15 protein-coding genes are annotated in these 14,984 nt (G+C 67.7%); 3 read left to right on the top strand and 12 right to left on the bottom strand.

Annotated features, from left to right (window positions below; all coding sequences use genetic code 11):
• The first annotated feature begins 26 nt into the window (after positions 1-26).
• Both CR918_RS10650 and CR918_RS10645 read left to right on the top strand, forming a co-directional pair.
• Positions 27-929 carry a cation diffusion facilitator family transporter gene (locus CR918_RS10650; RefSeq protein WP_099842825.1) on the top strand — a complete coding sequence of 301 codons (903 nt, stop codon included), beginning with the start codon at positions 27-29 and terminating at the stop codon, positions 927-929.
• Positions 930-1,037: 108 nt separating this feature from the next.
• Complete coding sequence (locus tag CR918_RS10645; protein WP_099784571.1) at positions 1,038-1,472, top strand: RidA family protein; 435 nt, start codon at positions 1,038-1,040, stop codon at positions 1,470-1,472.
• Here the strand turns inward: CR918_RS10645 and CR918_RS10640 are convergent.
• From CR918_RS10640 to CR918_RS10595, 10 genes are all read right to left on the bottom strand, one after another.
• A complete protein-coding gene (locus CR918_RS10640; RefSeq protein WP_099842823.1) occupies positions 1,469-2,182 on the bottom strand; it encodes an energy transducer TonB family protein in 714 nt (237 codons plus the stop codon). The genes CR918_RS10645 and CR918_RS10640 overlap by 4 nt on opposite strands.
• Complete coding sequence (locus CR918_RS10635; RefSeq protein WP_099784567.1) at positions 2,175-2,975, bottom strand: ChaN family lipoprotein; 801 nt, start codon at positions 2,973-2,975, stop codon at positions 2,175-2,177. The genes CR918_RS10640 and CR918_RS10635 overlap by 8 nt, the downstream gene beginning before the upstream one ends.
• Positions 2,962-5,436 carry a TonB-dependent receptor gene (locus CR918_RS10630; protein WP_099844340.1) on the bottom strand — a complete coding sequence of 825 codons (2,475 nt, stop codon included), beginning with the start codon at positions 5,434-5,436 and terminating at the stop codon, positions 2,962-2,964. The genes CR918_RS10635 and CR918_RS10630 overlap by 14 nt, the downstream gene beginning before the upstream one ends.
• A gap of 79 nt (positions 5,437-5,515) precedes the next feature.
• Positions 5,516-6,439 (bottom strand): FecR family protein, encoded by a 924-nt coding sequence (locus CR918_RS10625; RefSeq protein ID WP_099842822.1) that lies wholly within the window; start codon positions 6,437-6,439, stop codon positions 5,516-5,518.
• The gene (locus tag CR918_RS10620; protein ID WP_099842820.1) at positions 6,436-6,945 is read right to left on the bottom strand and encodes an RNA polymerase sigma factor; all 510 of its coding nucleotides are present in this window, start codon (positions 6,943-6,945) and stop codon (positions 6,436-6,438) included. The genes CR918_RS10625 and CR918_RS10620 overlap by 4 nt, the downstream gene beginning before the upstream one ends.
• A gap of 141 nt (positions 6,946-7,086) precedes the next feature.
• Positions 7,087-7,626: a hypothetical protein gene (locus CR918_RS10615; protein ID WP_099842818.1), complete on the bottom strand. Its 540-nt coding sequence runs from the start codon at positions 7,624-7,626 to the stop codon at positions 7,087-7,089.
• Entirely contained in the window at positions 7,623-8,150 is a 528-nt protein-coding gene (locus CR918_RS10610) for a hypothetical protein (protein ID WP_099784559.1), read from the bottom strand. Before CR918_RS10610 ends, CR918_RS10615 begins: the two co-directional genes overlap by 4 nt.
• A 68-nt stretch (positions 8,151-8,218) precedes the next feature.
• Complete coding sequence (locus CR918_RS10605; protein WP_099842816.1) at positions 8,219-8,443, bottom strand: hypothetical protein; 225 nt, start codon at positions 8,441-8,443, stop codon at positions 8,219-8,221.
• On the bottom strand, positions 8,428-9,141 hold the full coding sequence (locus CR918_RS10600) for a glutamine amidotransferase (protein WP_099842814.1): 714 nt from the start codon (positions 9,139-9,141) through the stop codon (positions 8,428-8,430). The genes CR918_RS10605 and CR918_RS10600 overlap by 16 nt, the downstream gene beginning before the upstream one ends.
• On the bottom strand, positions 9,138-9,911 hold the full coding sequence (locus CR918_RS10595) for a YggS family pyridoxal phosphate-dependent enzyme (RefSeq protein WP_099842812.1): 774 nt from the start codon (positions 9,909-9,911) through the stop codon (positions 9,138-9,140). The genes CR918_RS10600 and CR918_RS10595 overlap by 4 nt, the downstream gene beginning before the upstream one ends.
• A gap of 76 nt (positions 9,912-9,987) precedes the next feature.
• On the opposite strand from CR918_RS10595, the gene ptsJ reads away from it, so the two are divergent.
• Positions 9,988-11,271, top strand: coding sequence for a MocR-like B6 salvage transcription factor PtsJ (ptsJ, locus tag CR918_RS10590; RefSeq protein WP_099842810.1), 1,284 nt, complete (start codon positions 9,988-9,990; stop codon positions 11,269-11,271).
• A gap of 10 nt (positions 11,272-11,281) precedes the next feature.
• Here the strand turns inward: ptsJ and CR918_RS10585 are convergent, their stop codons facing one another.
• Both CR918_RS10585 and CR918_RS10580 read right to left on the bottom strand, forming a co-directional pair.
• Positions 11,282-11,788, bottom strand: coding sequence for a hypothetical protein (locus CR918_RS10585; RefSeq protein ID WP_025879224.1), 507 nt, complete (start codon positions 11,786-11,788; stop codon positions 11,282-11,284).
• Positions 11,789-11,870: 82 nt separating this feature from the next.
• On the bottom strand, positions 11,871-14,981 hold the full coding sequence (locus CR918_RS10580; protein WP_099842808.1) for an error-prone DNA polymerase: 3,111 nt from the start codon (positions 14,979-14,981) through the stop codon (positions 11,871-11,873).
• Positions 14,982-14,984: the final 3 nt, after the last annotated feature.

Here is a 14,984-nt window from a genome sequence, read left to right as displayed (position 1 = left end):
CGGTACGGTCGGCCCTTCGGCGGACGATGGATACCGCGCGCGAGCAACGCATCCTGAAGTTCTCGATCGGGGTCACCGTGGCGGTCAGCGCGGTCGGCTTCATCGGTGGCCTGCTGGTGGGATCGCAGGCCATCCTGTTCGACGGCATCTACAGCCTGGTCGACGTAGCCCTGACCCTGGTGTCGTTGTCGGTGCTGCGGCTGGTGGCGCGGGAGCACAGCCCGCGCTTCCAGTACGGCTATTGGCACCTGGAGCCGATGGTCGAGGCGCTGGGCGGGGTGATCCTCTCGCTGGCCTGCGTGTATGCGCTGGCCAACGCGGTGATCGGCTTGACCACCGGCGGGCACGAAGTGAAGTTCGGACCGGCGCTGTGGTGGGCGGCGCTGCTGAGTGCCAGCAACCTGGGCATGGCCGCGTTCGTGGCCCAGCGTGCCCGCAGGCTGCAGTCGGCATTGCTGTGGCTGGATGTGCGCGGCTGGTTGCTGGGGGGCTTGATGAGCCTGGCGGTGGTGCTGGCCTTCGTATTGGCGCTGGTGCTGCATGGCGGTAAGTGGCACCACTGGGTGCCCTATCTGGACTCGATCGTACTGGCGTTGATCAGCCTGGCGGTGTTGCCGGTGCCGGCGCGCAGTGCGTGGAGGGCCATGCGCGAAGTGCTGCAGGTGGCGCCCGATGACCTGGACGAGCGCGTGCAGCAGGTGATGCAGGCATTCGTGGCCGAGCATGGCTATGCCGGCTTCACCAGCCATGTGGCGAAGATGGGGCGGATGCGCTTCATCGAGATCCACATCCTGACGTCGCCGTCGACTCCGCTGGGCACGGTGGGTGAGGTGGATGCGATGCGCGATGAGATTGCAGTGCGGTTGGACGCGCGAAGCAGCACGTTCTGGCTGACGATCGATTTCACCGCGGATCCGGCGTGGACCTGATCCTGCCGATCGTTGCGTGCGTTGGACCGCTCTGTTGCAGGTAATCGGTTTGACCTCAACAGCAGTTGAGGTCGCAGACTGCGTCGCATTCCCCACGAGGCATGCGGTATGAACCTGCTGACCACCCCGGACTTCAGCCATGGCCTGCTGGATCTGTTCGATCCGCCCGGCCTGCACGATCCCAGTGCCAACGGATATTCGCATGTGGCGGTGGTACGACTGCCAGCGCGTGTGATCCATATCGCCGGACAGGGAGGCGAGGACGACCAGGGAAGCCTGTCGCCGAGCTTCGAGGAGCAGGTGTCGCAGGCACTGGACAATCTGCAGACCGCGCTGCGGTCGGCGCATGCGGATCTGGCCGATGTTGCACGGCTGCGGATCCTGGTGGTCGACCACGACGAGGATCGCCTGGGCATCATCGCCCGCCAGGTGCGGAGACGTTGGGCCAATCGCCCAGCGCCGACCTGCACGTTGATTCCGGTGCCGCGGCTGGCGTTGGACGGAATGCTGTTCGAGATCGAGGCAGAGGCCTACAGCGCTTAGCGCAGGTAGTACTCCACCGGCACCACCAGTTCCTGCGGAGCTGGCAGTTCTTCTGGAATCCGGGGCAGAGGCTGCGCGCGGCGGAATGTCTGCAGCGCGCTTTCATCCAGCATCGGCTGTCCACTGGACTGTTCCAGGCGCAATGCCCGCAGGTGGCCGTCGCGGTCGATGCTGGCCCTGACCCATACGGTGCCCTGCTGGCGCCGCGACCTCGCTGCGGCGGGGTAATAGCGGTAACGCTCCAGCCGCGCCATCAGGCGGGCTTCCCACTGGTCGCTGGCGGCGCCGGCCTGGAAGTCCGCCGGTGGTGCGTCCGGAGCGGGCGGTGCGGCCGTGATCGATGCCGGTGCGGAACGGGCATCGGTCGCGGCCGCAGGTGGGGCCACGGGCAAGGGCTGCTGGCCGTCGCCATTCTTCTCGCTGGCGGCGAGGTGGCCCTCGGGTGCCGCCGTGGCCCGCGGTGGTGGGCGTGTTTTCCGCGCCTCGGCTGCCCGCGATTGCTGGGCCTGGCTGAAGCGTTCGGACTGCAGTTCTTCCACCGGCTGCGGCGGCGTGGCTGGCGCCAGCAGGCGCAGGCTGATGCGCACGTCCTGTTCCGGCGGCGGCTGCAGCGGCGGGGTGGACACCCAGTGGACGAACAGCAGCAACGGCAGCAGGTGCAGCCCGATGCTGATCGTCACCGCTTGCCAGTGCTGCCGACGCTCACTCATCGCCGACCACCCACAACAGATCAGCGTCATCTCTCGCCACATCTTCGTCGACTGAGGCCAGCGCGATCACCAGCGCTGGCGCAGAGGTTGGCAGATAACCGGGTACGCCCGTGCCACGCAGCACATGCCAGCGGCCGGCGACGAGCAGGGCGGGTGCCGGCGACTGCATCAGCACCCGTGCCATCCGCGTGTCGCGCGCGTGCTGAACGGCGAGCATGCCGTCGAGCATGGGCGCAGCGTCGGCGTGCTGGGCCAGCACCACTGCTGACAACCGTTGCCGCGCGCCGTCGGCCGGGAACACCACCTCGGGCGATGACGCCAGCAGCGTATTGACTTCAGCGCGCGACAGGTTGCTGCCCTGCAGGCGGATGCCGCTATCGGTGGCGATCTGTACCAGTCCGCCATAGCGTGTCCAAGGCCAGCGGGGATCCCAGTCCAGCAGTTCGGCCAGCCGTTGCGATTCTGCCCGGTTGCCCTTGTCCAGCCAGCGCTGCACACGCTGCAGTCGCGGCTGGCGTTCGCTTTCGATCATCTCCAGCACCAGCGCGCCCTGCGGGCGCTGCTGCTGCAATGCCTGCAGCAGCCAACGTTCGGCGTCATGGTCGGCATCGATATCGTGACGCTCGCCGAGCAGCACGCGCTCGGCGGCAGCAACCCGCTGCACGAAGGCAGCCTGGTCGAGCTCCTTGCCACTGGCCAGGTCGATCACCTTGCCGGGCATCGGCTGCGCGCCGGCTGCCGCCGCCAGCGCGATCAGACCCAGCCCCAGCCAGCGCCGGCTAGAACGCCACATTGACGCCCACCGAGACGGTACGGCCACGGCCGTTGCCGCGGTCCAGGATCGGGCTGAAGATGCTGTCGATGGAGGCGTTGTTGTCATAGGCCTTGTTCTGCAGGTTTTCGATGTTCAGCCACAGCGTGGTGTTGGCCTGTGGCTTGAAGCTGGCGTAGAAATCCAGCAGCACGCCGGTGCCGCCGGTCTTGCGGGTCTGGAAGAAGTCGTAACCCTCTTCGGTGGGGCCGGAGTACTCGGCGCGCACACCGGCCTGCAGGCGCTGCTGCCACCAGCGGCCGCCGACATCCAGCGTCCAGTAGCGGTCGGGCAGGGCGGTGATGTCTTCCAGGTTGACGAATTCGATGGCCGGCGCGCTGGTGCGCGAGCGGGTCCAGCTGAGGGTGGCGTGGTAGTGCTCGCTGGCGTAGTGCGCTTCCAGTTCCAGGCCGCGCATGCGCACCACGCCGGGATGGTTCATCCAGCGCGTGGTGGTGCTGAAGTCGTCCACCTCCAGGCTGTCGGTCCACGCGTTGAGCTGCGGGTCGCTGTCGATCGGTACCACGAGCGGTTCGACTTCCGGCGGATGCACGATCAGCAGGTACTGTGGCTTGATGTAATCGCGGATGCGGTTGTCGAAGCGGGTCAGGCGCAGCTGCACCAGGTCGCCGTCGACCAGCAGCGAGCTGGCGCTGAGGTTGGCGCCGAACTGCAGGTTGCGCGAACGCTCGCGGCGCAGGAAGGGGTTGGCGCCGACGCCGTCGGCATCGCTCATGCCTTCCAGCGGGATCTTCTCGAAGAACATTTCCTGCACGCGCGGCGGCCGCGAGGTGCGCGAGACTTCGGCAAAGAGCTGCAGCCAGTCAGTGGCCTGCACCGACAGTGAGAGGCTGGGGCTGAGCACATGCTGGGTGCGATCGACGTCGATGCCACCACCTCCGATCTCCAGGCATTGCCCAGGCACATCCGAGCAGGTGGGGACGTGGCCGCGGATGTTGTAGCGGTCCTGGCGCAGGCCCGCCGACAGTGCGTAGGTGTCGTACTGCAGCTCCAGCGTGGTGAACACGCTGTCGAGTTGGCTGCGCCCTTGTGGGTTGGCGCCACGCAGGGTGGGGGTATCGGCAACGAAGATGTCCGACTGGTGCTTGATGCCGGTGTTCCAGCGTGCCTGTACGGCGCCGAGGTCGAAACGGCTGGTGTTGTCCACGTTCCAGCTGCTCAGGCTGCTGTGGGTACGCCGGCCGATGTAGCTGGAATCTTCCACCGGCGGGTAGAACAGCCGGGTCTTGTTGGCGCCGAAACTGGCGCGCAGGTCGATCCACGGCGAGTAGGGCGTGTAGTGGTAGCTGGCGCGCTGGTTGCGGGCGGAAATCTGCCAGGGATAGTTGTGGTAGAAGTCGTTTTCATAGCGCATGTGGCTCAGGTCCAGGCGGTGCTGGTCGCTGGGCTGCAGGCGCGCCTTCAGCAGCCAGCTGCTGGGCTGCTGGCTGCCGGGGTCGGCATCGTTCTTCTGGCCATGGGACGTGGCGTATTCGCTGCTGCGGCTGCTGCTGGCGGCGGCCAACAGGCCGAACTGGCGATCGCCACCGTCTTCGCTGTGGCGCCAGGCACCGGCGAAGGTACGTCCGCTGCCATAGCCATTGTTGCCATGCCGATAGCCTGCACGCAGGCCCCAATCGCGGCCATCGGAGACCAGGTCTTCGATGTCCAGGGTGCGGAAGTTGGTACTGCCGGCCAGCGTGCCGGCACCCTCGCCACCACTGACCGCGCCGCGCTGTACGTCGACGCCTGCCAACAGGAACGGGTCCACGTAGGCGAACGGGCCGCCCGAACCATGGCCGGCGTTGTTGCGGAAGGTCTGGGTGACGCCGTCGATCATGGTGTTGACCCGGCCTGCGCCGGCCATGCCGCGGATGTTGACCTGCAGGCCGGGCTGGCTGCGCGAGTGGAAGCTGTGCGTGCCGGGCATCGAGCGCAGCAGGCTGTTGCCGTCCTGGCGCTCGGCCATGGCGACCCGCTCGCTGCCGATCTTCGGCGCGAAGCCATCCTGCGTGGCCGGAATGTACTGGCTGGCACCCGTGCCCGGTGTCGTGGCATGGGCAGTGCGCCCCTGCACGCGCAGCGGGCCGGTGTGGCGGCTACCGTCGCCGGTGCTGGCCGGCGCCGGTTCGAGGGTGGCACGGCGTGCATCGATGAAGCGCGCGCGCAGGCCACTGCCGGCCAACAGCCGTGCCAATGCCTGGGTGTCGTCGAAGTCACCCTGCAGGGCGGGTGCGCTCTGGTTGGCTGGCATGGCACGGCCGATCACCAGATCGACGCCGCTGAGGCGGCTGTAGGCGTCCAGCGCGGTGACCAGCGGCTGTGCGGGAATATCGTAACGGCGGGTTGCGCTGGCCTGCGCCTGCGCGGTGGCAGCAAGCACGGGGGCGATACCGGCGCAGGCAAGAGACAGTGCAAGAACAAGGGGGCGGTGGGACAGCATCGTGGGCTCCAGGGAGTGACGCAGTGCGTCGTCACCCTGGGAAGACGCAGCGGTGGCCCGGATGTCAGGGTCGATGCGTTCAGCGTGCATCGGACGATGCCTTCGCCGGCAGCCACACCTGCAGGTTGGGCCCGATACGGACAACGCGCACGTGCAGTTCGGCGGCCAGCTGGTCGCGGCTGTGCGCGGCCGTATCCGCGTCGGCCAGCACCGTGACCGGCTGCCGCCGCAGTGCGTCGCCGGCGATCCAGGTGCGGCCGCCGTACCAGCGATCCAGATCCTGGACAACGTCAGCCAGCGGCGCGGAGACCCAGGCCAGCCGGCGTTCGCGCCATGCCAGCTGCGCCGGGGCTGCTGCAAGCGCGGCCGAGGGCGCCGTGCCATCGAAGCGCAGCTGCTGGCCGGCGGCCGCTTCGCTGCTGCCCGAGCCACTGTCCACGCGCACCTGGTGTTCGGTGACGGTCACTACGCTGGCATCGCCGTTGACCGCGATATCGAAGGCAGTACCCACCGCCGTGACCGTACCGTGCGGCGTATGCACCTGGAACGGACGGTCGCGATCAGGCGCGACCTGGAACCAGGCCTGGCCGTGCCGCAGCTGCAACGCACGCCGGTTGGCATCGATGCGCACGCCCAGTTCGCTGTCCGGCGAGAGCTGCAGGCGAGAACCGTCCTGCAGGCGCACCTCTTCGATTTCGCCTGATGCCGTGCGCAGTGTCTGTACCGGCGGGAGGGCGTTGTGCCGGGTGTAGAGGCCGAGCGCACACAGCAGCAGCACGGCGATGCCGGCTTCGCGCAGGCGCCGGCGCTGGCGACGCTGCTGTTGCCGTTGCAGGCTTGGCAGTGCTGCACCGGCCTGCCACAGCCGCAACAGGTGCTGGTACTGCGCCGCGTGGCGTGGATCGGCCTCGTACCACTGGGTGAAGGCAGCTTCGTCGCGCTGTTCGTCGTGCGCATGCAGCCACCAGCGCGCTGCCTCGCGGGCAATCGGATCCTGGCTCATGCGGTCGGCACCTGCTGCAGGGCCACCAGCGCGCGCAGCAGATGGCCATGCGCGGTCTGCCGGCTGATGCCAAGCTGGCGGCCGATGTCGGCAAGGCCGAGCTGTTCGACGCGCGCCAGCAGGAACACCTCGCGCGAGCGCGGCGGCAGGGCGGCGATGATCGCGTCTAGGTGACGCAGTTGTTCGGCATCGAGCAGGCGTTGCTCGGGCAACGGGGCGGGATCGGCGATGGCCTGCAGCTGCGCGTCGTCCAAGGCCTCTTCGCGACGCCGCTGGATCAGGCGATAGTGGTCGGCGATCAGGTTGTGGGCGACGCGATACAGGTAGGCGCGGCCATTGCCGAGCAGGCCGCTGGCGGCGACTTTGACGACACGCAGCCAGGTTTCCTGGACGACATCATAGGCGTCACTGCGTTGTGGGAGTTTGCGACGGACGTGGGCGTGCAGCGGCCGGTAATGGGCGGCGCACAGCTGCGCGACATCCGTCGATTCGACAGGCGTGGGCACGGGGCGGGCGAAGGCTGGGGAAGGGAACAGCCCGCGGCGGCAAGGGCAGCGGCATTACCTTACAGTAAAGGAGAATCATTTGCATCTATAGGCGGGGAGGCAGGGTGCCGAGCGGATGGGCGTTGGCGGGTGCAGAGAGCGCTACGGCGAGCGCGCAGCGTTGGCCATCTGCAGCAGCAGTCTGTGGGCAGGGAAAAGGCGCAGGGTGGAGTAGCGGGCGCGGTAGTAAGCATCCCAGTAGCTGGCGGCGCGTTGTCGGCAGAGGTCGAAGAAGGCGTGGTTCTCGCTGATGAGCGCGGCATAGCGCTGCAGGCCGGTGTGCCGCGCCTGGATCGCCACGGTCGATGCGATCTCGTCTACGTACTCACCCAGCAACGCGAGATGGAAGGCATGCACCCAGGGCATCGGCGAGGGCCCCAGCGTCTCGATCGCACGTTGCCGTACATGTCCGTCGCAGTGACGCGAGAGCAGGCAGAGGCAGAGGGCGCGCGTATCACGCTGCAGTTGGGATGCGAGCCGGAACAGGTCCGTGGCGTCGGCGTAGATACGATAAGGGAACCGCAGCAGTTCGCCTTCGATGATGAGGCTTCGTTCGCCATTGCCCGACAGGTTGTCGATCCGGCCCAGCCGTTGCTGAAGGTCGGTGCAGGTTGCCTGCAACACGCGGGGAACGTCGATCAACGCGACGGTTCCGCCAGCGTGATGCCGCGATAGTCGCAGTGGATCTGCAGGCTCTCCGTGGCGTTGGGGTGCAGATCGAAGCCGCATCGCTGCAGTGCATCCTTGGCCGCTGCAACGGCGTCGGCATGGCGGCTGACGCGCTGCTGCTGCCAGCGCAGTGGAGTGAACACGCCCAGCGGAAGCAGGCGCAGGCGCTGGCCGTGCAGGACCAGCGAGACATCCACATGACGCCCGTCCAGATCGTGGCCATTGGCGCCGAAGATGGCGTCGATCTCATCATGGCGATGCCGATAGCAGCAGCGGAACACGGCGATGCCCAGCCGCCGGACCACGCGCCGGAAGCCGCCCAGCTGTCCCTGGCTGCATTCGAAGCCGCGGGTGACCAGCAGACGCAGCGTGGACGGCAGCAGGGCCTGCGCGTCGAGCAGGCGCTGCAGAACCTCGGCCTCGACGATGACCTGTGACGCGGGCCAGCGTGGGGCAATGCGCAGGCCGTCGATGGTGCCGCGTGACAGTTTCAACATGCGTGAAGCTTCGCATGGGAGTGGGTAGCCGGGTAGTGCCGGCCGCTGGCCGGCACCTGGCGCGATGGTCAGAGATCGCGGTATTGGATCTGCGCGGCCAGCACGCGCAGGCCATCGGCAGTGCTGGAGAGGATGCGCTCCTCACCGATGCCCTTCTGCCGTTGCAGGCTGAAGCCTTCGGCGGCGGTCAGGCGTGCGGCGATGGCATCGATGCGTTGCAGCGCGTTGGGACCGTCACAGTTGAAATGGCCCCAGTGGATGCCGTTGTGCTGGATGGTCAGGCGGTAGTGCATGGGCGGGTCTCCGGCAGGTCGTGCAGCCACTGTTGGAACATCGCGGTCGCCGCGGCGGCGAGAGGCCCGCCGTAGCGGCGGGCCTGCGCGCGCAGGTCGATGGGATCGATGCCGGCCGCGGCCAGTTCCAGCGCATGGCCGATCAGCCAGCGCTCGAACTGGCGCGCATCCAGTTCGGGATGGCATTGCAGGGCGAGTGCATGGTGGCCGATGGCGAAGGCCTGGTGGCGACAGGCGGGCGTACTGGCGAGGCGGCGTGCGCCCTCCGGCAGTTCGAAGGCTTCACCATGCCAGTGCAGCACCGGGATGCCCTGCAATGCCTGCAAAGGTGAGCGCTGGCCTTCATCGGTGAGCAGCAGCGGTGCGAAACCAATTTCCTTGCCGCCGGTGGGGGCAACGACCGCATGCAGTGCGCGCGCCATCAACTGGGCGCCCAGGCAGATGCCCAGCGTCGGCCGCTGTTGCTGCAGGCGACGCTGCAGCAACGCGATGCTGTCGGCGAGGAACGGGTAGGCCGCTCCATCGTTGACGCTGATCGGGCCACCCAGCACCACCAGCAGATCGGCATCTTCGGCTGCATCGAGTGCATCCACGCCGGCTTGCAGTGCATGTACCTGCCATCCCTGCGCGAGCAGCAGCGGACGCAGGGTGCCAAGATCTTCAAAGGCCACGTGCTGCAGGGCAACGGCGCGCTTCATGCCGGTGCTCCCGGGGTGGGCCAGTAGAAGCTGTCGGGCGTGGAGCGTGCACCGAAGATCGCCTGGCCAACGCGGACGACGGTGGCACCTTCCTCGATGGCGACTTCAAAATCACCGGACATGCCCATCGACAGCTGCGACAGGTCCAGGCCTGCCGGCGCCGCCTGCTGAAGCTGGTCGCGCAGCTCGCGCAGGCGCACGAAGCAGGCGCGTACGCGTTCCACCTCGGGGGTGAAGATGGCGAGGGTCATCAGGCCACGCACGCGCAGGCGGTCGAAGGCGGGCAGCTGCTGCACGAAGTCGGCCACCGCTGCTGGTTCCAGGCCGTATTTGCTGGGCTCGGCCGAGGTGTTGACCTGTACGAACACATCCAGCGTGCGGTCCTCCAGCAGCAGCCGCTGCTGCAGCGCCTCGGCCACGCGCAGGCTGTCCAGCGCCTGGAACTCGCTGGCGAAGCGTGCGACGTACCGGGCCTTGTTGGTCTGCAGGTGGCCAATGACCGACCAGTGCACGCCAAGGTCAGCCATGGCCTCGGCCTTGCGCTGCGCCTCCTGCACCTTGTTTTCCCCCAGCTGGTGGCAACCGGCGGCTACGGCCATGCGGATGCGTGCTTCATCGACGGTCTTGCTGACCGGTAGCAGGCGCACGCTGGCCGGATCACGACCGGCGCGGGCACAGGCGCTGGCGATGCGCTGGTGCACGGTGGCGAGATTGGCGGCGATCTGTTCGACGGACTGGGCGACGGGCCAGTCGGCGGCGGCGAGGGACATGGGGGCACCTCCGGTGCGGGGTGGCCAGGGTGGGATACACTGGCACAGGACAAGAGATAGTTTGGCATAGGACAAAATGAAAATCACCGGGAGCAGCGCCGAAGCGATCTTCGACAGCATCCGCGAGGGCATCGGTAGCGGCCATCTGGCGGCCGGCAGCGTGCTGCCGCCGGTGCGGGATCTGGCCGATCGACTGGGGGTCAACCGCAATACCGTAGCCGCTGCCTACAAGCGGCTGGACGCGGCGGGCCTGGCCAGTACGGCGGGACGTCGCGGCACCGTGGTGCGCGGCCTGCCGGCGACGATGGCACGCGAGGGCAGTGCACCGGGATTGGCCCTGCACGATCTGGCCGGCGGCAATCCGGATCCGCGCTGCCTGCCCAGCCTGCGGGTGGCTGCGACGTCCTCGCGCCTGTATGGGGTGGAGACGGTTGATCCACGCATGCAACGCCTGGCACGAGCCTCGCTGGATGCCGATTGCCCGCCGGGCTATGCGCTGGAACTGAGCCACGGCGCGGTCGATGGCATCGAGCGCCTGCTGTCGGCGTGGCTGCTGCCGGGGGACCGCATCGCGGTGGAGGATCCCTGTTTCCTGGGCAGCCTCAATGTCCTCGGTGCGGCTGGACACGTGCCGTTGCCGGTGGCGGTGGATACGCACGGCATGCAGGTGGAATCACTGCGGCAGGCGTTGGATGCGGGTGCACGCGCGGTGCTGCTGACTCCACGCGCGCACAATCCCACCGGTGCCAGCCTGGATGCGAAGCGTGCGCGTGCGCTACGCCAGTTGCTGGCCGGCTATCCGCAGGTGGCGGTGCTGATCGACGATCACTACGCGCTGCTCTCGCAGCAGAGCTATCACTCGGTGCTGCCGATGGACGGTCGGCGTTGGGCGCTGCTGCGTTCGTTGTCCAAGGCATTGGGCCCGGACCTGCGCGTGGCCTGGTTGGCCTGCGATGGGCAGACCGCGGTGCGACTGCGCCTGCGCCTGGCGGCGGGCACCGGCTGGGTCAGCCATCTGCTGCAGGATGCAGCCAGTTCGGTATTGGAGTCGGCGCAGCAACGGGCGAAGGTGGCTGCCGCCGGTGAGCGCTACCAGCAGCGGCTGCAGGGTCTGCAGGCCCTGCTGCAGGCGCGCGGGCTGCCGACACCGATGCCGATGGAAGGCTTGAATCTGTGGCTGCCACTGGCGGCCGACAGCACGCCGCAGGTGCTGGCGCTGGCGGCGCGTGGCTGGCATGTGCGTGGGGGGGAAGTCTTTGCGGTGTCTGCACCGGCGCATGGGTTGCGCATCACCTGTGCGGCACTCGGCCCGCCGCAGCAACGTCGGTTGGCCGATGACCTGGCGGCGGTGATGCGCTGAGCGTGCGCGCTCAGGGCGCAGCGCTGGCGCCGGGGCGCACGTAGTAGGACTGGCCGCTGTCGTCGAGGAACACCAGCTCCGGCTTGCCCTGCCAGGAACTCAGCATGGCGCCGGTGTTGTTCTGGTGCTTGACCATCAGGCTGGCACCGCGGTCCGGGTTGGCCACCACCTTGAAGACTTCGGTGGTGCCGGTGGCATCGTCAAGGGTCAGCAGGGCTTCGCCACCCCGGTCGCTGGTGCCGTAGCCGCCGCGCTCGGAGCCATCGGGGCCGAGCAGGATCAGGCCGGACAGGGCGGTGGCACGTGGCCCCTGCGGGCGGCCCCGGCTGAGGGGGTCGGGAACCGGGGCGCCAAGGATCACCCGCGGCTGGCCGCTGGCATCGTGGATGATCAGGCCGCGCGCTTCGATCACGCGGTGCGGTGACTGGCTGCGATGCAGGTTCCAGGCGGTCCAGCCGGAAACGAGCAACGCGAGCATGGCGACCACCAGGGTGGTCAGGGTCAGGGCACGAGCCATTGTGTATTCCTTCCTTGGACGTGGCCGACGATAGCGGAATCCGGTTGGCCGTGGCCAGTTCGGTGTGTGACGGTGTGTATCGTCAATGGAAGTCGCGGCTGTGGCTGCGCAGTCCCTGCAGCAGTTCGTCCAGGCAGTGCATGCGCTGCACGATCACATGCTGCACGCCATCCACGCGTTCCAGCCGGCCGTCGATCTGCATCAGCTGCGTATCCACCAGGACGTGGTGCTGGCGGTCGGCCAGATGTCGCCAGACCACGGCGTTGACCATGCCGGTTTCATCTTCCAGGGTAAGGAAGGTGACGCCGCTGGCGGTCTGCGGGCGCTGGCGCATGCGTACCAGGCCGGCGATGCGTACGCGCCGGCCATGACCATGGTTGGCCAGCTGCGCGGCATCCAGGCAGCCACGGGTTCGCAGCTGCGCACGCAGGAACGACATCGGATGGCGGCCGAGGGTGGTGCCGGTGCTGCGGTAATCGGCCTGCATGTCTTCCCAGGCGCTGGGCAGGGGCAGGGCCACGCGCGCTTCGGCGGTGGCGCGGGCCTGGTCGAACAACGGCAGGCGGTTCTCCACGCCGGAGATATCCCAGCGTGCGCGGTGGCGATGGCCGCTGAGGCCGCGCAGGGCGCCGGCATCGGCGAGCAGGCCCTGCTGGCGGCGATCCAGTGCGGTGCGCTGGCAGAGATCGCCGACATCGTCGAAGGGGCGTCGTGCGCGTTCACGCATGATGATCTGCGCGGCCGGTTCGCTGCAGCCATCGACCAGGCGCAGGCCGAGCCGGATTGCCGCCGCGCCCTTGCTGAAGTCCAGCGTGCAATCCCAGTCGCTGTGGCGCACGTCCACCGGCAGTACCGTGATGCCATGCCGGCGCGCATCCTGCAGCAGCTGGTCGGGGCTGTAGAAGCCCAGTGGCTGGCTGTTGATCAGGCTGGCGGTGAATGCAGCCGGGTGGTGGCACTTCAGCCAGCAGCTGGCATAGGTGAGCAGGGCGAAGCTGGCCGCGTGGCTTTCCGGAAAACCGTAGTCGCCGAAGCCCTTGATCTGCTCGAACAGGTGCTCGCCGTATTCCAGGCTGAAGCCGTTTTTCAACATGCCCGTCAGCAGCTTTTCGCGGTGCGGTTCCAGGCCGCCACGACGCTTCCAGGCGGCCATCGAACGGCGCAGGGCATCGGCTTCGCCTGCGGTGTAGCCAGCCGCGTCCACCGCCAACTGCATGACCTGTTCCTGGAACAGTGGCACGCCCAGTGTGCGCGCGAATACGCGTTCCAGTCGCGCTGGATACAGCGGGTTGTCCGGATCGTTCAACGCATCCGGGCCTTGTTCGCGCAGGATCCGCCGACGTTCCAGGTAGGGATGGACCATGTCGCCCTGGATCGGGCCAGGGCGCACGATCGCCACCTCGATCACCAGGTCATAGAAATTACGCGGCTGCATGCGTGGCAGCATCGCCATCTGCGCGCGCGACTCGATCTGGAACACGCCGATGGTGTCGGCGGCGCAGATCATGTCGTAGGTCGGCTTGTCATCGTCCTCGATTGCATCCATGCGTCCTTCGTGCAGGCCGTGCTGCTGCAGCATCGCCAGGCATTTGCGGATGGCGGTGAGCATGCCCAGTGCCAGGCAGTCGACCTTCATCAGGCCGGTGGCGTCCAGGTCGTCCTTGTCCCACTGGATGACGGTGCGGTCGGCCATCGCTGCGTTCTCCACCGGCACCAGCGTCGACAGCGGATGCTCGGAAATCACGAAGCCGCCCGGATGCTGCGACAGATGGCGCGGAAAATCGATCAGCTCGGCGGTCAATGCCAGCAGCCGGCGCATCAACGGTGTTTCCGGATCGAAACCGCGCTCGCGCAGGGTTTCCGGCAACGGAATGTTGCCGCCCCAATGGTCCATCGCCGCGCCCAGCTCGTTGACCTGGTCCATCGGCAGGCCCAGCGCGCGGGCGACATCGCGGATCGCGCTGCGGCCACGGTAGCTGATCGCCACCGCCGTCAGCGCGGCACGCTCGCGGCCATAGCGGTTGAATACGTACTGCAGTACTTCCTCGCGGCGCTCGTGCTCGAAGTCGATGTCGATGTCCGGTGGTTCATCACGCTCGGCGGAGATGAAACGCTCGAACAGCAGGTTGCTGCGCGCTGGGTCGATCTCAGTCACACCCAGCACGAAGCACACCGCTGAATTGGCGGCCGAGCCACGGCCCTGGCAGAGGATGTCCTGGCTGCGGGCGAAGCGCACGATGTCCTGCACGGTGAGGAAATAGGAGGCGTAGTTCTTCTTTGCGATCAGTGCCAGCTCGTGTTCGATCTGCTTGCGCTGGGCTGGCTCGATGCCCTTTTTCCAACGCCAGGGAATGCCGCGCTCGACCAGCACGCGCAGCCAGCTGTCCGGGTCGTGGCCTTCGGGCACCAGTTCGCGCGGGTAGGTGTATTTCAGCTGGTCCAGGGAGAAGTGGCAGCGTTCGGCGATGCGCAGGGTTTCTGCCAGCAGGTCGGGCGGATACAGCTGGGCCAGTGCAGTGCGCGGGCGCAGATGGCGCTCGCCGTTGGCAAACAGGCGCCAGCCAGCCTCAGCCACGCTGCAGCGGTGGCGGATCGCGGTCAGCGTATCCTGCAAGGCACGACGCCGGCGCACGTGCATGTGCACGTCGCCACTGGCGACCAGCGGCAACTGGTGGCGCTCGCCGAAGGCCTGCAGCTGCTGCAGCCGGCGCGTGTCGTCGTGTTCGTGGTGCAGCTCCACGGCCAGCCACAGGCGCTGCGGAAAACAACGGCGCAGCAGTTCCAGTTCGGTGGCCGCCGGTTGCCGGTCCAGCCACAGGCACAGCAGGCCCTCGGGCAGTCCCTGCAGATCCTCGCGCAGGCAGCGGTATCCGCCCTTGGCTGCCCGCCGGCGACAGGTGGTGATCAGCTGGCACAGCCCGGCGTAAGCGGCCTGGTTGGTGCACAGCAGGGCCAGCTTGGGCCCGTCTTCAACCTGGAATTCGGCACCGACGATCAGCGCCACGCCGTGCGTCTTCGCCGCCTGCCATGCGCGTACGATGCCAGCCAACGAGCATTCGTCGGTGATGGCCAACGCGCGGTAACCCTGGCCGGCGGCGCGTGCGAACAGTTCCTCGGCGGTGGACGCGCCACGCTGGAAGCTGAAGGCCGACAGGCAGTGCAGTTCGGCGTATCCGGGCAGATCGGTGTGCATGGG

It is taken from the genome of Stenotrophomonas indicatrix (assembly GCF_002750975.1).
Taxonomy (GTDB): domain Bacteria; phylum Pseudomonadota; class Gammaproteobacteria; order Xanthomonadales; family Xanthomonadaceae; genus Stenotrophomonas; species Stenotrophomonas indicatrix.
Note: the sequence above shows the minus strand (reverse complement) of the source record. Positions and strands in the feature narration are given on the sequence as shown.

Excerpts from the sequence above, each read along its gene's own strand:
- CR918_RS10650 (WP_099842825.1), top strand. The coding sequence starts at position 27 with ATGGATACCGCGCGCGAGCAACGCATCCTGAAGTTCTCGATCGGGGTC.
- CR918_RS10645 (WP_099784571.1), top strand. The coding sequence starts at position 1,038 with ATGAACCTGCTGACCACCCCGGACTTCAGCCATGGCCTGCTGGATCTG.
- CR918_RS10640 (WP_099842823.1), bottom strand. The coding sequence starts at position 2,182 with ATGAGTGAGCGTCGGCAGCACTGGCAAGCGGTGACGATCAGCATCGGG.
- CR918_RS10635 (WP_099784567.1), bottom strand. The coding sequence starts at position 2,975 with ATGTGGCGTTCTAGCCGGCGCTGGCTGGGGCTGGGTCTGATCGCGCTG.
- CR918_RS10630 (WP_099844340.1), bottom strand. The coding sequence starts at position 5,436 with ATGCTGTCCCACCGCCCCCTTGTTCTTGCACTGTCTCTTGCCTGCGCC.
- CR918_RS10625 (WP_099842822.1), bottom strand. The coding sequence starts at position 6,439 with ATGAGCCAGGATCCGATTGCCCGCGAGGCAGCGCGCTGGTGGCTGCAT.
- CR918_RS10610 (WP_099784559.1), bottom strand. The coding sequence starts at position 8,150 with ATGTTGAAACTGTCACGCGGCACCATCGACGGCCTGCGCATTGCCCCA.
- CR918_RS10605 (WP_099842816.1), bottom strand. The coding sequence starts at position 8,443 with ATGCACTACCGCCTGACCATCCAGCACAACGGCATCCACTGGGGCCAT.
- CR918_RS10600 (WP_099842814.1), bottom strand. The coding sequence starts at position 9,141 with ATGAAGCGCGCCGTTGCCCTGCAGCACGTGGCCTTTGAAGATCTTGGC.
- CR918_RS10595 (WP_099842812.1), bottom strand. The coding sequence starts at position 9,911 with ATGTCCCTCGCCGCCGCCGACTGGCCCGTCGCCCAGTCCGTCGAACAG.
- ptsJ (WP_099842810.1), top strand. The coding sequence starts at position 9,988 with ATGAAAATCACCGGGAGCAGCGCCGAAGCGATCTTCGACAGCATCCGC.
- CR918_RS10585 (WP_025879224.1), bottom strand. The coding sequence starts at position 11,788 with ATGGCTCGTGCCCTGACCCTGACCACCCTGGTGGTCGCCATGCTCGCG.
- CR918_RS10580 (WP_099842808.1), bottom strand. The coding sequence starts at position 14,981 with ATGCACACCGATCTGCCCGGATACGCCGAACTGCACTGCCTGTCGGCC.